Consider the following 19465-nt stretch of genomic DNA (forward strand, 5'->3'; position numbering starts at 1 on the left):
TGAGCTTGAACCACGGTCCCCGCGACCGCATATCGGTTTCATGACGAAACTCTCTTTCCTCGACCTCGTGCCCGTGACCGACACCGGCACGATCGCCCAATCGCTCGCCAACGCCGCCGATCTCGCCCGCCACGCCGAGGCACTCGGCTACGGACGCTATTGGGTCGCCGAACATCATGGCATGACGGGGATCGCGAGCGCCGCGACCTCGGTCGTGCTCGCACACATCGGGCACGCGACCCACAGCATTCGCATTGGTTCGGCGGGCATCATGCTACCCAACCACGCCCCGATGGTGATCGCCGAGCAGTTCGGGACGCTCGAAGCCCTGTTCCCTGGCCGGATCGACCTGGGTCTGGGGCGCGCGCCCGGATCGGATCAACGCGTTGCACGAGCGCTACGCCGGACGCTCGCCAGCGACGAGCGCCAGTTTCCGCAGGACGTGCTGGAGCTTCAAGCCTTCCTCGCTGGCGACGAACAACTTGGCATTTCCGCTGTGCCGGGCGCGGGGACGCATATCCCGCTGTGGATCCTCGGCTCCAGCACCTTTGGCGCACAACTCGCGGCGATGCTTGGATTGCCCTACGCCTTCGCCAGCCATTTCGAGCCCGACGCGCTCGACGAAGCGCTCGATATCTATCGCCGCCAGTTCAAGCCTTCGGCTCAGCTTGCCCAGCCCTATGCCGCCGCTGCGTTCAATGCCTTTGCTGCCGATACGCGCGAGGAAGCCGAGTTGCTTGCCTCGTCGCAGCAACAGGCGTTCGTCGCGCTGCGCACCGGCAATCCGGGCAAGATGCAGCCGCCGCTTGCGGGCTACAAGGACGGCCTGCCGCCGAACGCGCGCGCGATCCTCGACCATGTGCTGCAATGCTCGGCGGTCGGCACCGCCGACGATGTCGCGGCGGGGCTGAAGGCCTTCATCGCGCGCACCGGCGTCGACGAGGTGATCATCGCGTCGTCGATGTACGACCATGATGCGCGCAAACATTCGCTCGCGCTGACGATGGAGGCGGCGAAAGCGCTCTAGCCGCGCACGCGGCGCTGTGTTGACGCGCCTCGGACTGCGGCGGTATAGGAGCGGCCCGACCAAGGGCGGCCCGCAGAAGGGTCGCCTTTTTACTTTTGACTGAAAGGTGCCTGCCATGACGATCACGCCGCTGATGCCCGTATACCCCCGGTGCGGTGTACGTCCGGTTCGCGGCGAGGGTGCCTATCTGATCGGCGAGCGAGGCGAACGCTATCTGGACTTCGCGAGCGGCATCGCGGTCAACCTGCTCGGTCATGGCCACCCGCATCTGACGAAGGCGATCCAGGAGCAGGCGGCGATGCTGATGCATGTGTCGAACCTCTACGGCAGCCCGCAGGGCGAAGCCTATGCTGCGCGCCTCGTCGAGAATACGTTCGCCGACACGGTATTCCTGACCAACTCGGGCGCCGAAGCGGTCGAATGTTCGATCAAGACCGCGCGCGCCTATCACTCGAGCGCGGGCAACGCCGAAAAGCATACGCTCATTACCTTCAACAACGCCTTCCACGGGCGCACGCTCGGGACCATCTCGGCAACCAATCAGGAAAAGCTGCGCAAGGGTTTCGATCCGCTGCTTCCCGGTTTCGCCTATGCGCCGTTCGACGACATCAACGCCGCGCTCGATCTGGTCGATGACAATACGGCGGGTTTCCTGGTCGAACCGATCCAGGGCGAAGGCGGCATCCGCCCGGCGTCGCAGCCCTTCCTTCAGGCGCTGCGCGACATTTGCGACAAGCGCGACCTGATGCTCGTGTTCGACGAGGTCCAGTGCGGCGTCGCGCGCACGGGCCACCTCTACGCTTATGAACATTTCGGCGTCACCCCCGACATCATGGCGACCGCCAAGGGCATCGGCGGGGGCTTCCCGATGGGCGCGTGTCTCGCGACCGAGAAAGCCGCGCGCGGCATGGTCATCGGCACCCACGGTTCGACCTATGGCGGCAACCCGCTCGCTTGTGCCGCGGGCCAGGCCGTGCTCGACGTCGTGCTCGAAGAGGGCTTCCTCGACCAGGTCAAGGCGACCGGCGAACGCCTCCGCGGCGCACTCGAACAGCTCATTCCCAATCATGACCAGCTGTTCGACAGCGTCCGCGGTGTCGGCCTGATGCTCGGGCTCAAGCTCAATTCGGACAGCCGCGCGTTCGTCGCGCATCTTCGCGACAATCATGGTCTGCTGACCGTCGCAGCGGGCGAGAATGTCGTCCGCGTGCTGCCGCCACTCAACATCGACGACAGCCATATCGCCGAGTTCATTGAGAAACTGTCAGCGGGCGCGGCGAGCTACACGCCGCCCGAAGGCTGATGCGGCATTTCCTGAACCTGTCCGACGCGGGCGGCGACGCGGTCGCCGCGATGCTCGCCGATGCGATCGATCGCAAGGCGGCGCGCGCCGGCTGGCCAAAGGGCAAGGTCGACGCCGATGCGCCGCTCGCGGGCCATGTGCTCGCGATGGTGTTCGAGAAGAATTCGACGCGCACCCGCGCCTCGTTCGACATCGCGATCCGCCAGCTTGGCGGCACGCCGATGATCATGGACGCCGGCGTGACCCAGCTCGGGCGCGGCGAGACGATCGCCGACACCGCGCGCGTACTGTCGCGCTACGCCGACGCGATCATGATCCGCACCGACGACCATGCGAAAGTCGAAGAGCTTGCCGAATATGCGAGCGTGCCGGTGATCAACGGCCTGACCGACCTGTCGCATCCGTGCCAGATCGTCGCCGACTTGCTGACGGTCGTCGAAAGCGGCAAGGCGTTGCCGGGGCTCGAGCTCGCTTGGCTTGGCGACGGCAACAATGTCCTCTCGTCGCTGATCGAGGCGGCGGGGCTGTTCGGTTTCCACGTCCGCGCCGGCGTTCCGCAGGGCTATGAACCCGATGCGAGCTTCGTCGAAGCGGCGCGCGCGAAGGGTGTCCGCATCGACATCATGCGCGACGCACGCGAGGCGGTTGCGGGCGCCGATCTGGTCGTCACCGACACCTGGGTGTCGATGGGGCAGGATCATGCGCACAACAAAATTGCGGCGATGGCGCCCTATCAGGTCGACGAGCGGCTGATGACGGGCGCGAAGGGCGACGCGATCTTCCTCCATTGCCTCCCCGCGCACCGCGGCGACGAGGTTGTCGATGCGGTCATCGACGGCCCGCAGTCGCGTGTCTGGGACGAGGCCGAAAACCGCGTTCATGCGCAGAAGTCGATCCTGCTCTGGGCGCTCGGAAAATTGTGAGTTCGAAGACGTGAGTGACATCATCGAAACCTGGTTCGACCAGCCCCTGCTGTTCACCATCGCCGAACGCCATGTGCGCGGGCGGCTGGTGCGGCTCGGGCCGACGCTCCAGACGATCATGGGGGCGCATAATTATCCGCCCGTGGCCGAAAAGCTGCTCGCGGAGGCGCTGGTGCTGACCGTGCTGCTCGGCTCGACGCTCAAGGACGAAAATGGCCAGATGACGCTGCAGGCGCAGACCGGCGGCGGCCCCATTGAGCTGCTCGTCTGCGACTATCGCGGCGGCGAACTGCGCGGTTACCTCAAATTCGATGCCGAACGGCTCGCCGAAGTCGGCGCTGACCCGACCTTGTTCGCGCTGTTCGGCGAGGGTTTTCTTGCGATCACCTTCGACCAGGCGACGACCGCCGAGCGCTATCAGGGCATCGTCCCGCTCGAAGGCGCGTCGATCGGCGAGGCCGCCGAGCATTATTTCGAACAGTCCGAGCAGATCCCCAGCCTGATCAAGCTCGCCGCGCGCCACGATCCCGAGGCGGGCTGCCTCGCCGGCGGGCTGCTCTTGCAGCATCTGCCCGAGGGCGAAGTCGGCCGCGACCGGTTGCACGTGCGTCACGACAATGCCGAATGGGAGCATGCCAAGACCATCGCGGCGACGCTGAAGGACGAGGAACTCACCGATCCGGCGACGTCGCTCGAGACGCTCGCCTGGCGGCTGTTCCACGAGGACGAGGTGCGCGTCGAGCCGGGCATCGGGGTGTCGCGCGGCTGCCGGTGCAGCACCGGCTATTTCGCCGGGGTGCTCGCGCAGTTTCCGGAGGTCGAGCGTTCCGACATGGCCGATGAAAATGGCCGGATCGTCGTCGACTGCGCCTTTTGCTCGCGCTTCTTTCCGATCCCGCTCGATGAAATCTCGGCGCACAATCGCGCGGAATAGCGACGGAATTTCCACAAATCTCGGCGACGAGGCGAGGTTATCCAGCGCCAAGTGGTTGAAAACGCATCCCCGGCTTGCTAACTGAACGGCAACAGGGTCGCATATTCGCTCGCTCGCGGGCGGCCAATGGATAGGTGGAATGGCGATCTTCTCTCCCACATTGCGAATGTTTCTCATCGCGCTCGGCTGCGCCGCGGCGAGCGCAGTACCGGCGCAGGCACCCTCGCTGGCGATGCTCGACCGCCTCGAAAAAGGCAGCTGGCAGCTTCGCGAACGCGGCAAGGAAGACGTGTTGCAGACGATTTGCGTCGGCGACGCGCGACGGATGATCCAGATCCAGCATCCACGCTCGACCTGTTCGCGCTATGTCATCGAAGACACGCCGAATTCGGTGACCGTCCATTATACCTGCCCCGGTGCGGGGCATGGTCGCACGAGCATCCGCAGCGAAACGAACCGGCTCGTCCAGATCGACACCCAGGGCATCGCCGAGGGTAGGCCGTTTTCGCAGGCGATTGAGGCGCGCCGCACCGGCGGGTGCTGATCGAACGAAATATTAACCATGCGGCGTTAAACGAGGTGCAGGGCTTCTTCATATGCCCTTCTCCCTAACGGCTGTCATGCCGAACTGGGCCGTGCGGCAATTGCCTCGCGGCCCATTTTCTTTGATGCGGCGCAGCACTTGCGCGCCCCGCGGCGCGGGCCTATCTGGCGCCGATGCAGCAAGTTTCCGGAAAAACGGTGATCGCCCTCCTGTCGGGCGGCCTCGACTCGATGGTCTGCGCGGGCCTCGCACGCGAAGCGGGCGCGCGGATCGTCGCGCTCACGATCGATTATAACCAGCGCCACCGCGTCGAACTGGAATCGGCGACGCGCATCGCGAACTATGTTGGCGCGGCCGAACATATCGTTCTGCCGCTCGACCTTCGCCGGTTCGGTGGCTCGGCGCTCACCGCCGATATCGACGTGCCGAAGGATGGTGTTAGCGACGATGTCCCGATCACCTATGTCCCCGCGCGCAACCTCATCTTCCTGTCGCTGACGCTCGGCCTCGCCGAAGCGCGGCAGGCCCAGGACATCGTCATCGGCGTCAATGCGCTCGACTATTCGGGCTATCCTGACTGCCGCCCCGAATTCATCCAGGGGTTCGAAAAGCTCGCCGCGCTCGCGACGCGCGACGGCGACAAGGGCGTCGATTTCCATATCCACGCGCCGCTCCAGCATATGACCAAGGCCGATATCGCCGCCGAAGCGGCGCGGCTGGGCATGGACGCGGGGATGAGCTGGTCGTGCTACGACCCGACGCCCGAAGGGCTGCACTGCGGGTCGTGCGACAGTTGCCGTTTGCGCAGCAAGGGCTTCGCCGACGCGGGGCTCGCCGACCCGACGCGATACGCCTGAGCCGATGACCTACGCCGTCAAAGAGATTTTCCTCACGCTGCAGGGGGAGGGCGCACAGGCAGGGCGCCGTGCCGTCTTCTGCCGCTTTGCCGGCTGCAATTTGTGGACGGGGCGCGAGAAGGATCGTGCCAAGGCGATCTGCCAATTCTGCGACACCGATTTCGTCGGCACCGACGGGACCTTGGGCGGCAAATATAAAACGGCGGCTGCACTCGCCGATGTCATCGCCGAAAGCTGGGGGCAGGGCAGCGGCGACCGCTATGTCGTGCTCACCGGCGGCGAGCCGATGCTGCAGGTCGACGCGGCGCTGATCGACGCGCTGCACGATCGCGGCTTCACGATCGCGATCGAAAGCAACGGCACTTTCCCGATCCCGCGCAGCATCGACTGGATCTGCGTCAGCCCGAAGGCGGGCAGCGAACTGGTGCAGACGAGCGGCGACGAGTTGAAACTCGTATGGCCGCAACCGGGCAGCGATGTCGCGCGGCTTGCGACGCTCGATTTCAAGCATCTGCTCGTCCAGCCGCTCGACGATCCGCACGCCGCCGCCAATGTGCAGGCGTGCATCGACTTGGTGATGGACGATCCGCGCTGGCGCCTGTCGCTGCAGACGCACAAGAATCTGGGATTGCGCTAGGAGCTATTCGCTCTTTTTCGCGGCGGGATCAGCGATGATCGCCTTTTTCGCGACGGGCATGTCGACCGCATCGGGATTATCGGCCTCGGCGCTTTCTTCGGCCGGCTCATCCGCTGTGTCCGCCGCATCGCTCTTGGCCGCATCCTTCTTCGTGCCGTCGTCAGGGGTGCTGTTGTCGACTGCCGTGCCGTCGCTCACCGCATCGTCGAGGATGATCATCGAATCGCTCACCGATCCCGGCTGGACCTCGACCGCGTCGAGCTTGGTCGTCGACTTGCCGGCGGTATCGCCGCCACCACAGGCAGCGAGCGCGAGCAGGGAGAGCGATGCGAGAAGGATGCGGGTCATGCGGCGTTCCTAGTCTTTCGGTGAAAGCTTGTCGAGAAAGGCGGGAAGCGTCTGAACAAGCGCCGCGTCGACGTCGGCAAAAGATGCGGTCCGCCCCAGCGCCGCGAGGCTCGTCACCGGAAATTCGGCGATGCCGCACGGCACGATGCCGCCGAAATGCGCCAGATCAGGCGCGACGTTGAGCGAAAAGCCGTGCATCGTCACCCAGCGCTTCACGCGCACCCCGATCGCCCCGATCTTGGCCTCGCGGCCGTTGGCGTCGTCGGTCCAGATGCCGATGCGGCCCTCGGCGCGGCGCGCTTCGACGCCGAGCAACGCGAGCGCGTCGATCACCCAGCCTTCGAGCGCGGAGACATAGGTGCGCACGTCGCGCCCGCGTTTCGTCAGGTCGAGCTGGACATAGCCGACGCGCTGGCCCGGCCCATGATAGGTATAGCGCCCGCCGCGTCCCGCATCATAAACCGGAAATTGCGGATTGAGCAGCTCGGCGGGATCGGCGCTCGTCCCCGCGGTATAAAGCGGCGGATGCTCGATCAGCCAGATGCGCTCGCCCGCCTCGCCGGCGTGGATCGCGGCGGCGCGCACCTCCATATCGGCGAGCGCCGCATCATAATCGGTCAGGCCGGGACTGATGGTCCATTCGGGCGGGGAAAGAGGGCGCATCGCGCGGGCTATCTGGCCCGCCGCGACGTCTCGCGCAAGACCCTCTGCACCCGTTGCCGACGGGGCTGGACAGGAGCGCCGAAGATCGTCACCTTCGCCGCAACAGGGAAATCGAAAAAATGACGGGGTATCAATGGTAAAATTCGACATGGGCGCCGCGTGGGACGACACGCTGCAACTTTTGAAATCACACACGGCGCTGGTCGGCACGATCGCCGGCGTTTTTCTGTTCCTGCCCGCGCTCGCGGTCGCATGGTTCGGCCCGGTGCCGATCGAGCCCGCGGCGGGCGCTGATTTCAATCAGGTCATGGAAACGTTTCGCGAAAGCTTTCGCCAGATGATCCCGGGGCAACTGGCGATCGCGCTCTCAGCGCTCATCGGTACGGCGGGAATCCTGCGGCTGTGGCTGTCGCGGACCGGGACCAGCGTCGGCGAGGCGCTGACCTTTGCGCTCATGCTCTTCCCGACGATGATCGCGATCCAGATATTGTGCGGGATCGCGATCGGTTTCGGTTTTCTCCTGTTGCTCGTCCCCGGCCTCTATCTGGTCGGTCGTCTCGCGCTGGTCGCGCCGGCGGTGGCCGACCGCAGCCTCTACAACCCCTTCGAGGCGATCCGGACGAGCTGGGACCTCACCCGGGGCAACGGCTGGGCGATCTTCTTTTTCCTGTTTCTCGTCGCGCTGGTGATCGTGATCGCGGCGTTGATCATCGGGGGCGTCGTCTCGGTCATCGCGGGCAGCGAACCGGGATTCGGGCGGATGCTGGGCGGCTTCGTCGAGGCAGTATTCAGCGCCGTCGGCAGTCTGGCGTCGATTGCCGTTTCGGCGGCTGCCTATCGCCAGCTCGCGCTGCGGACCTCGTCCGACGTGTTTCAGTGATGCGGGCCACCGCCAATAATAATGATGTGTCGCAAATGGGCGAAGCCGGTCAGGCTTTTGTCCGCCTTGGATGGAGTGAGAGTCTGGTTTAAAAACAGGGGGAAGTGACATGACGAAAATGAGTATCGGAGCGGCCTTTTCGGAAACCTTCGCGTTTCTCAAGGCGAATTGGACGCAGATGCTGATCTGGATGGGCGGGGCGCTGCTCGTCGTCGGTCTGCTCGGTTATCTGCTCCTTGGATCGACTTTCTCGGCAATGGCGCTGGCGCCCAACGACCCGTCGCTCGTGATGGGTGCTTTTGGCAAGATTGCTCTTTTCGCGCTGATCGCGGCGGTGATTTTTTACGGCGTTTCGATGCTCATCTGGCGCGGCGGCATGCACCCCGGAGAAGCGCCGAATTTCGCCTGGGCGTTCCAGGCCGGGCCGGCGCTGGCCTTTGGCATGTTGGTGGTGATGATCGCCGCCTATATCGTCATCTTCATCATCATGTTCGTCCTGACGCTGATTTTCGGCGCGGCACTCGGCGGCATGGGGGCTTTTTCCCCGGGGATGCTGGAATCGGGTGGAGCGGGAGCGATTGGCGGCGGCGCGATCTTCTTAATAATCATCCTCTACGTCGCAATGATTGTTTTCCTGCTGTGGGTCCAGGGCCGTTTCCTGGTTGCCGGCCCTGTCATGGCCAATCAGTTGACGCGCAATCCGGTCACGGGCCTCGGTGAATCGTGGCGGCTCACGGGGCCGTCGCAGTGGACGATTGTCGGCTTCTATCTGCTCTTCACGATCGGCATATTCATCTATGCAATGATTGCGGGTATGATCTTCGGCGGCGTCCTGGGCGCAATCATGGGCGGTTCGGCGGTGGGCGCGATTTTGACGATGATCGTCATGGCCGCGGTCGTCTACCTGCCGGTCATCATGATTACCTTCTCGATGCCGGTCGGCGTTTATCGCGCCCTCGCACCGCGCGCATCGGGGGATGTTTTCGCCTGATCGACGCCAACGGAAAATAGAAAGGGCGCCTCCGGCAACGGGGCGCCCTTTTCTATGTCAGTTCCATTTGGCGAGCGGCGGCAGGCTCATCAGGATCGCGTCGATATTGCCGCCGGTCTTGAGCCCGAACAGCGTCCCGCGGTCATAGACGAGGTTGAATTCGGCGTAGCGCCCGCGCCAGATCAGCTGTTCCTCGCGCTCGGCCTCGGTGAAGGGCAGGCCCATCCGGCGGCGCACGATCTGCGGGAAGATGTCGAGGAACGCTTCGCCGACCGCCTGCGTCAGCTGGAAATTGCGGTCGAACTCGGCATCGTCGCCGCATTCGAGATGGTCGTAGAAAATCCCGCCGACGCCGCGGTGGACGCCGCGATGCGGGATATAGAAATAATCCTCGGCCCATTTGGCGTAGCGTTCGTAAACGTCGGGGCCGAAGGGTGTGCAGGCCGCACGCAGCCGCGCGTGGAAGGCGTCGGTGTCCTCTTGATAGGGAATCGGCGGATTGAGGTCCGCGCCGCCGCCGAACCAGCGCTTCGTCGTCGCGAGGAATCGCGTGTTCATATGCACCGCGGGAACATGCGGGTTCGCCATATGTGCGACCAGGCTGATTCCCGTCGCGAAAAAGCTCGGGTCTTCGCTCGCGCCATGGATCGATCCGGCAAAGTCGGGGGCGAATTCGCCCGCGACGGTCGAGACATTGACCCCGACCTTTTCGAAGACCTTGCCCGTCATCACCCCGCGCACGCCGCCGCCGCCGTCGCCCGGCGCCAGACCCTCGGCCTCGCGATCCCACGGCGTATAGGCAAAGCGCGCGTCGCCGCCCGCCTCGGCCTCGATCTTCTCGAATTCGGCGCAGATTCGGTCGCGGAGCGATTCGAACCAGTTACGTGCCGTCTGTTGTTGCGGGTCGAGCGAGATCATGCCGGAAAGCCTTTCGTTTGCCTGAGCGCTTCGGCGAGCGCGATGCCAGCCGCGACCGCGACATTCAAGGATCGAAAGCCCTCGCGCATCGGAATTGCGACCCGTGCCGTGGCCGCATCATGAACATAAGGCGGCACGCCCGAGGATTCGGCGCCGAGCAACAGGACATCGCCGGGTTCGAAACCGAAGGCGGGCAGGGGGGTGGCACCCGCCGTCGTCAGCAGCACGAGCCGCGCTCCGGCCTCAGAACTCCATTGCTGAAAGCCGCTCCAGTCGGCGTGGCGCCGCACATTTGCGCGTGTGGCATAATCCATCCCGGCGCGCTTAAGCGCGCCGTCGGAGAAGGGAAAGCCGCACGGTTCGATGATATGCGCAGGCACGCCGAAGCAGGCGGCGGTGCGTAGCGTGGTGCCGACATTGCCCGCAATATCCGGCTGAAACAGGGCGATTTGCATGCGCCGCTCATAGCGGGCGCGCCGTTCGGAATCGAGCGCTCTCTGCTCGTCGTCTTGGTACAAGAAAAGAAGCGGAAATTGCCTGTTGGCAAGCCCGGACAGTGCGGCTATCAGGCCCGCAATTCCCGGAGGGGCCGCCGGGTTGTGCGCTTTCGTGCGCGTGCAACAGGGCGGCCATAACTTCGAGAACTTTTGTTAGTTCACCCATGCAAGGGCAGTCGAATGGCCAGTGAATCTGAACTCAACGCCGGTATCGAGGATGGCGTACGCCGCCGGGATTTCATCAATATTGCGGCGGTGAGTTTCGCTGGTGTCGGTTCGGTCGCCGTGGTGCTGCCGCTGCTCAACCAGATGAACCCGTCGGCCGACGTGCTCGCGCTGTCGTCGACCGAAATCGACATTTCGGCGATCCAGCCCGGTCAGGCGATCAAGACCAGCTGGCGCAAGCAGCCGGTGTTCGTGCGCAACCTCGTTGCCAAGGAAATCGCCGAAGCCAAGGCCGTTCCGCTCGGCGATCTCCGCGATCCGCAGACGATTGACGAGCGCACCAAGCCCGGCAAGGAAAACTGGCTGATCACGCTGGGCGTTTGCACCCATTTGGGCTGCGTTCCGCTCGGCGCTGCCGAGGGTGAGAACCGCGGCGATTTCGGCGGCTATTTCTGCCCGTGCCACGGTTCGCACTACGACACCGCGGCACGCATCCGTAAAGGACCCGCGCCCACCAACCTGGTCGTGCCGCCCTATGAATTCACCAGCGACACCGTCGTGACGATCGGCTGAGGAGAGAAATAAGATGAGCTTTCCCTGGGCCAAACCCTATGAGCCGACGCATCCGCTGATGAAGTGGATGGACGAGAAGCTGCCGATTCCGCGCCTCGTCTATAATGCCACGGGCCCCGGCTATCCGGTCCCGCGCAACCTCAACTATTTCTGGAACTTCGGCGTCCTCGCCGGCGCAGCGCTGATGATTCAGATCATCACCGGTATCGTTCTGGCGATGCACTATGCTGCGAACGCGAGCGTCGCGTTTAACTCGGTCGAGCATATCATGCGCGACGTGAATGCCGGCTGGTTCATCCGCTATGCGCATATGAACGGCGCGAGCATGTTCTTCATCGTCGTCTATCTGCACATCTTCCGCGGCCTTTATTACGGTTCGTACAAGGCGCCGCGCGAAATGGTGTGGCTGCTGGGCGTCGTGATCTTCCTCCTGATGATGGCGACCGCCTTCATGGGCTATGTGCTGCCGTGGGGCCAGATGAGCTTCTGGGGCGCGCAGGTGATCACCGGCTTCTTCTCGGCGATCCCGATCGTCGGCGAACCGGTGCGCGAATGGCTGCTCGGCGGCTTCGTCCCCGACAATGCCACGCTCAACCGCTTCTTCTCGCTGCACTATCTGCTGCCGTTCGTGATCCTGGGTGTCATCATCCTGCACATCTGGGCGCTGCACATCCCGGGCTCGTCGAACCCGACGGGTATCGAGGTGAAGGACGAACAGGACACCGTCCCGTTCCACCCCTATTACACCGCGAAGGACGGCTTCGGGGTCGGCGTCTTCCTGCTGATCTTCGTCGCGCTGACCTTCTTCAGCCCGAACACGCTCGGCCACGCCGACAACTATATCCCGGCGAACTCGCTTTCGACCCCGGCGCATATCGTTCCCGAATGGTACTTCCTGCCCTTCTACGCGATCCTGAAGGCCTTCACCTTCAACTTCCTGTGGATCGACGCGAAGCTGTGGGGCGTCATCGCGATGTTCGCTTCGATCGCGCTGCTGTTCTTCCTGCCCTGGCTCGACAGCTCGCCGATCAAGTCGTCGAACTATCGCCCGCTGTACCGCATCTTCTTCTGGATCCTCGTCGCTGACGTGCTGCTCCTCGGTTTCTGCGGCATGCAGCCCGCCGAGCAGCCCTATGTGATCCTCAGCCAGCTGGGCGCGATCTATTACTTCGCCCACTTCCTGGTGATCCTGCCGATCGTGTCGCGGATCGAACGCCCGCTTCCGATGCCGAATTCGATCACCGAAGCGGTCCTCGCCAAACACGCCACCGACACCTCGTCGGCTTCGGCAACGGCCTGAGCGCCGGACTTTAATAGGAGCTGATACAGCTATGGTTCGTCCGCTCGGTTTTCTCGTCGGTCTCGGTTTCATTACCGCGCTGGTGCTCGCGATCTTCACGACACCGCTCAGCAATGAAGCCAATGTCGCGCACGAGTTTCACAAACACCCCCGGCATCTGAAGCTGGCCAGCGATGGCATCGTCCTGCCGCATTGGGACAAGGCGCAGCTGCAGCGCGGCATGCAGGTGTACAAGGAAGTCTGCTCGGCTTGTCACAGCCTGAACCTCGTCGCCTTCCGCAACATCGCGGATCTCGGCTACACCGAGGGGCAGATCAAGACCTTCGCCAAGGGCTTCCAGGTTCCGTCGATCAACCCCGATACGGGTGAACCGGCAACCCGCGATGGCCTGCCGTCCGATTATTTCCCGTCGCCCTACGCTAACGAAACGGCTGCCCGCGCTGCAAACAACAACGCGCTGCCGCCCGACCTTTCGCTGATCACCAAGGCGCGCGAAGGCGGCAAGGACTATGTCTATTCGCTGCTGACCGGTTATCAGAACCCGCCGGCGAACCTGCCTGCCGAGCTGAAGCCGGGCACGGGGCTGCACTACAACCCCTATTTCGCGAACCTTAACCTCGCGATGGCGCCGCCGCTGGCCAAGGGACAGGTGACCTTTGCCGACGGTTCGCCGAACGATGTGAAGAACATGGCTGCGGACGTCACGGCATTCCTCGTCTGGACCGCCGAGCCGAAGCTGATCAAGCGCATCCAGGTGGGTTATGCAGTCTTCTTCTTCCTGCTGATCTTCACCGTGCTGACTTATCTGTCGTACCGGAACATCTGGGCCGACAAGAAGCATTGATGAGCCGGGGAGGGCGACCGTCATGATCGCCCTCCCGCCTCAGCCGGACCTCGACCTCGCGTCGCTCGTCCGCACCATCCCGGACTTTCCAAAGCCGGGCATCCAGTTCCGCGATATCACCACGCTGATCGGCGACGCCGCCGGTTTTGCCGAAAGCGTGCGCCGCTTGAGCGCGCTCGCCGCCGTTCACCGTCCCGACTTCATCGTCGCGGTCGAGGCGCGCGGCTTTCTGTTCGGCGCCGCGATGGCGACCGCGATGGGCCTCGGCATCGTTCCCGTGCGCAAGGCGGGCAAGCTTCCCGGCGTGACGATCGGCGTCGACTATGAACTCGAATATGGCGTCGATCGCCTCGAACTTCACGAAGGTGCGGTGCTGCCGGGCCACCGGGTGGTGCTGGTCGACGATCTGCTCGCGACCGGCGGGACCATCCTCGCGACCGCGGCGCTGATGCGGAGCGTCGGCGCCGAGGTAGCGGCCGCGCTGTTCGTGATCGACCTTCCCGATCTCGGCGGCTCACAGCGGCTCACAGCGGCTCGAGGCTGCTGGGCTCACCTGCGAGACATTGATTGCGTTCGACGGCGATTAGGGTTCCGACCTTGAGGGGTCAGGCCGCCATGTCGGCCATCGCCGCATCGGCTTCGACACAGAAGAGCGCACGGGCTTTCCCGCCCGCCTTGGCGCGGTAGAGCGCCGCATCGGCGCATGCCAGAAGCCGCTCCAGCTCGACCCCCAGTTTGGGCGCCGTGGCAATCCCCACGCTGACCGATATCGACATCGAAACATCGTCGACCAGATAGGGCTTGCTGATCTCGCGGATGATCCGGCGTGCGAGCAGTTCGGCTTCGCTGTCGTCGCTCAGGCCGACCTGCAGCACGATGAATTCATCGCCGCCGAGGCGCGACACGACGTCTTCGCTGCGCACCATCCCTTCCAGGCGGCGCGCGACCTGTTCGAGCAGCACATCACCGGCGGGATGGCCGTAGCGATCGTTGATCGCCTTGAAACCGTCGAGGTCGAGGAAATGGAGCGCGACCTGGTTTTTCGCGCGCAGCGCCGTCGCGGTGTGAAACTGGAACTGCTCGCGCAGCAACAGGCGGTTCGAAAGGCCGGTGAGGGCGTCGGTTCGGGCCAGCTTCGCCATGTCGTGCCGCGCGGTGTGATGCTCGACCGCCGATCGATAGAGATGGACCACGGTCTGGAGACTGAGCCCGGTGATCATCGCGACGATGAATGCCTCGATCAGGAACAGCTCGCCGTGCAGCGGAATGGGATGCGCGTCGAAAGCGTGAAGCGCGAGGGCCACGATCGTGGGAAGCGTCGCGATCAAAAGGCTGGTGACGCAGATTTTCGGTCGAACCGAGGTCCGCGAAACGATGCCCGCGCCAAAGCTGAAGACCAGGCTGACCGTGATGAGGTGCAGCAGCGGATAATGCGACGATATCGCGATGACGTTGAGCAGCGCGAGAAGGATCGCCGACGCATAATTGCCGATAGCATAGCGGCGTTCCCAGCGCTTTAGGGTAACGAAATCGCCGACGGGCCCCGCGCGGAACCATGCACGGATGGTGGCCAGGCGAACAAAGGTGGTGATCGCGCCCAGCCCGGCAAGGGCGAGGAGCAAGGGGTTGTCGAGTTCCCGGCCGACCAGGAGGCATATTCCGACAAAAACGATTCCGAGACCGAATATCGGAACCCACATGCTGAACAGCATGGCGACGAAATCGCGATACACGGGGAGTGGAAGAGCCGCCGGGCTTGGGAAAATGTGCAAGCGCGAAGGGGGCTCGATCGGTGCGGGGGAATCCGATCGTCTCATAAGGTGAATCGTGCGCTCATAAGGTTAAGGTTCGGTAACGGCCGCCTGGATTCGAGGCAAAGAAAAAGCCCGCGCCCGAGAGCGCGGGCCTATCGCCCCCGTGGCAATGCCGAGGTTTAGAAGGGCACCCAGTTCTGTTTCTTGCGGAACTTCATATAGCCGGCGTTCACGCCAAGCCGCGCGCCGACTCCGACACGGATCGGGATCAGGACGACGTCGCCGCGGCGCATATAACTCGCGTTGAAGCCGCCGACCAGATAGGCGGCGCCTTCGCCCGCGGGGAAGCGCTTGTAGAGGTCCTCGCTGTCGAACAAATTATAGACGAGGACAAAGGTATTGCCGGCATTGGCGCCCGCGTCGAACCCGATCGACGGGCCGGTCCAGTAAGCGGGCAGTTCGCCCTCGATCTTGTGATGCAGCGTCCCCGAACCGTAGCGCACGCCGAGCACCAGCGCGCCGCCGGCTTCGCGCCCGACGATATAGGCGTTGGGTTCGCCCTGCTTCTTCAATATGTCCTCGATCAGCCCAGCAAGCCCTTGCGCGCCTTTGCCGAACACCCCTTCGGCAGCGCCGATCAGATCGTCCTTCTTATAGGTTGACCCGGGCGCCGCTGCGATCGTGGTCGCCGAGACGTCGGCGCTGGCCGCGGTGCCGTCCACGGGCGGTGTCTCGCTGGTCTGCTGGTCGCCCGTGGCAAGATCGCTGTCGTACGACGTGCCGGCCGTCGAATCGCTCGATACCGGCGGCGGTGCAGGATTGTTGAGATCGGAATCGATCGCCGTGCTGTTGGGATCGACTTCGCGCATCTGCGCGGCTGCCGGAAGCGGCGTCAGCGCGAGGCCGAGCGATGCCATTGCTGCCAAGGCAAGGCTGGTAAACGTTTTGCGCATATTGGACCCCCAAAGATCGAGCGGCGCACACGCGCCATATTCTGCGTTAATCATGACTCGCTTTCGCGTTCGAGCAATGAACCGGCGATGACTTGAGTCGAATTTACGCCAGGCCGAATCATCCGGGCGACGAAATGCCTGCTTCGACACCAAAATTGCACAATCTTTGCCGTTGCGGGGTGCGAAGTGCATGGCTATAGCGACCCGCCTAGGCCAGACTGTCGTTAGCGCGACAGGCCATGCGGAGACGTGGGTGAGTGGCTGAAACCAACGGTTTGCTAAACCGTCGTACTGGTAAATCCGGTACCGAGGGTTCGAATCCCTCCGTCTCCGCCACTATTTCCCTAGTTCAATCCGACCGGATGAGGGCCTCCGTGCCAACTTTGTCACGGTTAGTTCCGGTAATCGGACAATTCCGGTTCGAGGAAGGTCGGGGCAATTGCAGTTTGATCGGCAGGGTTCCTGCCAACTGCACCGAGGATGCGAATCCCGGCCTTCTTGATTTCGTGAATAATGAGTTCATACTCAGCCCGCCCGGCAGACAGTTTCCCTTAACGCGCGGGGTGGTTTTAAGGGTTCGTGCCTGGCGATGACCGTGGGGGGCTCCGCTGCCAATTGGTGCGACATGCGCGTCCTGATCATAGAGGACAACGATCGACTGGCGGGGCTCGTTTCGCATGGCCTGGCTCAGCATGGATTCAGCGGGGACGGCGTCGGGAATATCGACGAAGCCGAGGTCGCTCTCGCCAGCGTGACATATGATGCGGTGATTCTGGACCTGGGGCTACCCGATGGTGACGGGCTCGAATGGCTGCGCCGCGACCGGCCGGGTCATCCCCTGCCGCCCGTCCTGATCCTGACCGCGCGTGACGGGATGGGGGATCGGATCGCCGGGCTTGATGGCGGGGCGGACGACTATCTCGTCAAACCTGTCGAAATCGAGGAGCTCGCCGCCCGCCTTCGCGCGCTCCTGCGCCGGCCGGGAACGCGCAGCCTGCCGATCATCAGGGCCGGGAAGCTGGCGTTCGACGTGGCGGCGCGGACGGCGCGGAGCGGCGACAACGCCATCGAACTGACCCGCCGCGAAGCCGATTTGCTGGAACTGCTGATCCGCCGGGCTGGAGCCGTCGTGCGCCGGTCGACCATCGAGGAAGCGCTGTACCGGTTCGACGAACCCGTGACGCCCAATGCGGTCGAGGCCATTGTGTCCCGGCTTCGCCATAAGCTGAGCGATGCCGATCATCCCGACCGGCTCGTGACCGTCCGCGGAATGGGCTATCTCCTCCGGGACTATGGGGATTAAAGCGCCGCATTCCGTATCCCGTCGCCTGACGCGCGGCCTTGCATGGACGGGCGTGTTCGGCGGCCTTGCGTTGATCATTTTCGTCAGTTTCGATGTCGAGGTGATGCTCGAGCAAAAGTCGTCGGCAGATGGCTGGCGGGGCGAATGGCTCGAAATCGCGGAACATGTCGTCCTGCCGCTCCTCCTGCTTATGGTGCCGATGTTTTTCGCGGTCCGATGGGTTATTCGGACATCGCTCGCCCCGCTGAGCACGGCGGCTGCCCACATGGATTCGGTGGTGGGCACCGACCGCGGCTTCCGTGTCAATCTTGAGGAATTTCCCCTCGAAACACAGCCCTTCGCGCGCGCACTGAACGATCTGCTGGCGCGCCTCGACGACGTCGCGGAGCAGCGCGAGGCCTTTGCCGCCAATGTCGCCCATGAACTGCGGACGCCGCTGGCGATCCTGATGATCGAACTGGACCGACTGGGTTCGCCCGACGCTCTCCGGCTCAAGAAGGACGTTGCCGCGATGAAGCGGCTCGTCGGTCAGATCATGATGATGGCGCAGGTGGAGGCCCATGTGGCGCGCCCTGTCTCTCACGACATCGTTTCCCTGCCGGACGTCGCAATGGATGTGACCAACCGCTTTGCGCCGCTGGCGGCCGAGCAGGGCAGGCATGTCGCGCTGGCGGTCGAGGGCGAACCCATGGTTTCGGGAATCAGGGAAACGCTCGCCGCGGCGGTGTCGAACCTCGTGGAAAATGCGCTGCGGGTGACGCCCGAGGGCGGAACGGTCGTGATCGCGGTCGGGCCGGATGCCCGCATTTGTGTCAGGGACGAGGGGGCTGGCTTGTCGGTTGCGGACCTTGCGGCGCTCAGCCAGCGGTTCGCTCGCGCCGATCATGCAAACGCCGGCGGGGCGGGCCTGGGCCTCGCGATCGTGGCGCGAATTGCCGAAATCCACCATGCCAGGCTGATTACAAATCCTGACCGAAAAGAAATTGGCTTGTTATTTCAAGGCGCCTACCAAATTGCTGACCAATCCGATCGTCAGCTAAGTTAACCGTCAGGTTGGCGTCAGCTTAGGCGCATAGTCTTAACGGGACCGATTCGTTTCATAACAAAAAGAGTGCCTTCTCGCACGGGTCGCGGCGGCGGGAAGGGGTCGAGCGGGCGTATGTTTGTCGGCGCGTGCCTAGGCAAGTACCCGTGGGGGACAAATCCGTGGCGAATGAAGCAGGTGAGATTTTGGTCGCGGATAGCCATCCGCTTTGCCGCGAAGGACTGACTACACTTTTCGCGCGAAATCTCGGCCTATCCAATCTGACCGAAGCTTGGGACTTTCCCTCCGTCATCGCCCGAATGGCGTCGCGGCGATCGATCGATCTTGTGACGATCGATCTCGGCTTGCCGGGAATGCACAAGCGCGAAGGCTTGCGCGACCTGCGCGTCAAATATCCTGAGGTGCGTGTGGTCGTCGTGGCCGCGTCGCGGGACCGCGAGATGGTGCTCGACGCGCTGGGCGCGGGCGTCCACGGCTATATTCCAAAGGATTTTCCGGTCCACGAGATGGCAGACGCATTAAGAAAGGTGCTGGCGGGACAGATATATGTGCCGCCGTTCCTTTCCGATCTGAATGCCCGGAAGGCGAGCATCGTCGACGAAGATGGCGGTGCGTACGAGACGGCGCTGACCGGGCGTCAATTCGAGGTTCTTAACCTCCTCGCCGCCGGACGCTCGAACAAGGAAATTGCGCGGCTGCTGAGCATCGCCGAGGGAACCGTGAAGGTTCATATCGCTGCGGCGTTTCGCATGCTGGGTGTCCACAACCGGGTCAGCGCGGTCGCCGTGATGCAGGCGCGGGCGTTCAACGACAGCGCGGACGAGACATATCTGCCCGGCCTTCTCGAAGAGAAGCGCGGAAGGCCGATGTTGCAGCGCAATTTCAGCGGGGTTTCCCAAATCTCGTACAGGCGCTGAGCGGAATTTCTTCGCCATTCGCCGACCATTTTCGCGGTCGCCCCAAACCAGCTTCGCTTCCGTCTTTGCCTTGCCCGCCTGCCAAGGGG

Annotated in this window: 21 protein-coding genes, 1 tRNA gene and 1 pseudogene; 17 read left to right on the forward strand and 6 right to left on the reverse strand. The window is 63.6% G+C overall.

From position 1 onward, the window contains the following. Nucleotides 1–40: 40 nt before the first annotated feature. The 7 genes from FG91_RS01000 (at nt 41) to queE (ending at nt 6225) form a co-directional block, all read left to right on the forward strand. Nucleotides 41–1027, forward strand: a complete 987-nt coding sequence (locus FG91_RS01000) for an LLM class flavin-dependent oxidoreductase (protein WP_037510694.1) — start codon at nt 41–43, stop codon at nt 1025–1027. Nucleotides 1028–1142: 115 nt separating this feature from the next. Next, the gene (locus FG91_RS01005) at nt 1143–2330 is read left to right on the forward strand and encodes an aspartate aminotransferase family protein (protein WP_037510696.1); all 1188 of its coding nucleotides are present in this window, start codon (nt 1143–1145) and stop codon (nt 2328–2330) included. Next, the gene (argF, locus tag FG91_RS01010; protein ID WP_037510697.1) at nt 2327–3253 is read left to right on the forward strand and encodes an ornithine carbamoyltransferase; all 927 of its coding nucleotides are present in this window, start codon (nt 2327–2329) and stop codon (nt 3251–3253) included. Before FG91_RS01005 ends, argF begins: the two co-directional genes overlap by 4 nt. Nucleotides 3254–3263: 10 nt before the next feature. Then, nucleotides 3264–4187 carry an Hsp33 family molecular chaperone HslO gene (gene hslO / locus FG91_RS01015; RefSeq protein WP_235211894.1) on the forward strand — a complete coding sequence of 308 codons (924 nt, stop codon included), beginning with the start codon at nt 3264–3266 and terminating at the stop codon, nt 4185–4187. A gap of 139 nt (nt 4188–4326) precedes the next feature. Continuing rightward, on the forward strand, nt 4327–4731 hold the full coding sequence (locus tag FG91_RS01020; RefSeq protein ID WP_037510699.1) for a hypothetical protein: 405 nt from the start codon (nt 4327–4329) through the stop codon (nt 4729–4731). Nucleotides 4732–4904: 173 nt separating this feature from the next. Beyond that, entirely contained in the window at nt 4905–5588 is a 684-nt protein-coding gene (queC, locus tag FG91_RS01025; RefSeq protein ID WP_037510702.1) for a 7-cyano-7-deazaguanine synthase QueC, read from the forward strand. Between the two features lie 4 nt (nt 5589–5592). Continuing rightward, complete coding sequence (gene queE, locus FG91_RS01030) at nt 5593–6225, forward strand: 7-carboxy-7-deazaguanine synthase (protein ID WP_037510705.1); 633 nt, start codon at nt 5593–5595, stop codon at nt 6223–6225. A 3-nt stretch (nt 6226–6228) separates the two neighbouring features. On the opposite strand, the gene FG91_RS01035 is transcribed toward queE, so the two are convergent. Both FG91_RS01035 and lipB read right to left on the reverse strand, forming a co-directional pair. Continuing rightward, nucleotides 6229–6573, reverse strand: coding sequence for a hypothetical protein (locus tag FG91_RS01035; protein WP_037510708.1), 345 nt, complete (start codon nt 6571–6573; stop codon nt 6229–6231). A gap of 9 nt (nt 6574–6582) precedes the next feature. Continuing rightward, nucleotides 6583–7236, reverse strand: a complete 654-nt coding sequence (lipB, locus tag FG91_RS01040; protein ID WP_037510710.1) for a lipoyl(octanoyl) transferase LipB — start codon at nt 7234–7236, stop codon at nt 6583–6585. Between the two features lie 133 nt (nt 7237–7369). On the opposite strand from lipB, the gene FG91_RS01045 reads away from it, so the two are divergent. Then, nucleotides 7370–8116, forward strand: coding sequence for a glycerophosphoryl diester phosphodiesterase membrane domain-containing protein (locus FG91_RS01045; RefSeq protein ID WP_037510713.1), 747 nt, complete (start codon nt 7370–7372; stop codon nt 8114–8116). A gap of 256 nt (nt 8117–8372) precedes the next feature. Beyond that, a complete protein-coding gene (locus tag FG91_RS01050; RefSeq protein ID WP_152567951.1) occupies nt 8373–9107 on the forward strand; it encodes a hypothetical protein in 735 nt (244 codons plus the stop codon). Nucleotides 9108–9164: 57 nt separating this feature from the next. On the opposite strand, the gene hemF is transcribed toward FG91_RS01050, so the two are convergent. Both hemF and FG91_RS01060 read right to left on the reverse strand, forming a co-directional pair. Further along, entirely contained in the window at nt 9165–10025 is an 861-nt protein-coding gene (gene hemF / locus FG91_RS01055; RefSeq protein ID WP_037510719.1) for an oxygen-dependent coproporphyrinogen oxidase, read from the reverse strand. Further along, a complete protein-coding gene (locus FG91_RS01060) occupies nt 10022–10480 on the reverse strand; it encodes a tRNA (cytidine(34)-2'-O)-methyltransferase (RefSeq protein WP_037511068.1) in 459 nt (152 codons plus the stop codon). Before FG91_RS01060 ends, hemF begins: the two co-directional genes overlap by 4 nt. A 222-nt stretch (nt 10481–10702) precedes the next feature. On the opposite strand from FG91_RS01060, the gene petA reads away from it, so the two are divergent. From petA to FG91_RS01080, 4 genes and pseudogenes are all read left to right on the forward strand, one after another. Further along, complete coding sequence (gene petA, locus FG91_RS01065; protein ID WP_037510721.1) at nt 10703–11260, forward strand: ubiquinol-cytochrome c reductase iron-sulfur subunit; 558 nt, start codon at nt 10703–10705, stop codon at nt 11258–11260. 13 nt (nt 11261–11273) lie between these two features. Beyond that, nucleotides 11274–12560 carry a cytochrome b gene (locus FG91_RS01070; protein ID WP_037510723.1) on the forward strand — a complete coding sequence of 429 codons (1287 nt, stop codon included), beginning with the start codon at nt 11274–11276 and terminating at the stop codon, nt 12558–12560. Between the two features lie 31 nt (nt 12561–12591). Continuing rightward, complete coding sequence (locus FG91_RS01075; protein ID WP_037510725.1) at nt 12592–13404, forward strand: cytochrome c1; 813 nt, start codon at nt 12592–12594, stop codon at nt 13402–13404. 22 nt (nt 13405–13426) lie between these two features. After that, nucleotides 13427–13991, forward strand: a pseudogene (locus FG91_RS01080) (adenine phosphoribosyltransferase). Nucleotides 13992–14009: 18 nt separating this feature from the next. Here FG91_RS01080 and FG91_RS01085 read toward each other — a convergent pair. Both FG91_RS01085 and FG91_RS01090 read right to left on the reverse strand, forming a co-directional pair. Beyond that, nucleotides 14010–15026 carry a GGDEF domain-containing protein gene (locus tag FG91_RS01085; protein ID WP_235211895.1) on the reverse strand — a complete coding sequence of 339 codons (1017 nt, stop codon included), beginning with the start codon at nt 15024–15026 and terminating at the stop codon, nt 14010–14012. Nucleotides 15027–15337: 311 nt separating this feature from the next. Next, a complete protein-coding gene (locus tag FG91_RS01090) occupies nt 15338–16111 on the reverse strand; it encodes a DUF1134 domain-containing protein (protein ID WP_037511073.1) in 774 nt (257 codons plus the stop codon). Between the two features lie 243 nt (nt 16112–16354). On the opposite strand from FG91_RS01090, the gene FG91_RS01095 reads away from it, so the two are divergent. The 4 genes from FG91_RS01095 (at nt 16355) to FG91_RS01110 (ending at nt 19376) form a co-directional block, all read left to right on the forward strand. Beyond that, nucleotides 16355–16447, forward strand: a tRNA-Ser gene (locus tag FG91_RS01095). Between the two features lie 289 nt (nt 16448–16736). Beyond that, nucleotides 16737–17414: a winged helix-turn-helix domain-containing protein gene (locus tag FG91_RS01100; protein WP_037510727.1), complete on the forward strand. Its 678-nt coding sequence runs from the start codon at nt 16737–16739 to the stop codon at nt 17412–17414. Between the two features lie 52 nt (nt 17415–17466). Next, a complete protein-coding gene (locus tag FG91_RS01105) occupies nt 17467–18459 on the forward strand; it encodes a sensor histidine kinase (protein ID WP_052187185.1) in 993 nt (330 codons plus the stop codon). Between the two features lie 161 nt (nt 18460–18620). Next, nucleotides 18621–19376, forward strand: coding sequence for a LuxR C-terminal-related transcriptional regulator (locus tag FG91_RS01110; protein ID WP_161785605.1), 756 nt, complete (start codon nt 18621–18623; stop codon nt 19374–19376). The last annotated feature ends 89 nt before the right edge of the window (nt 19377–19465 follow it).

The sequence above is a fragment of the Sphingopyxis sp. LC81 genome (genome assembly GCF_000756375.1).
GTDB lineage: Bacteria > Pseudomonadota > Alphaproteobacteria > Sphingomonadales > Sphingomonadaceae > Sphingopyxis.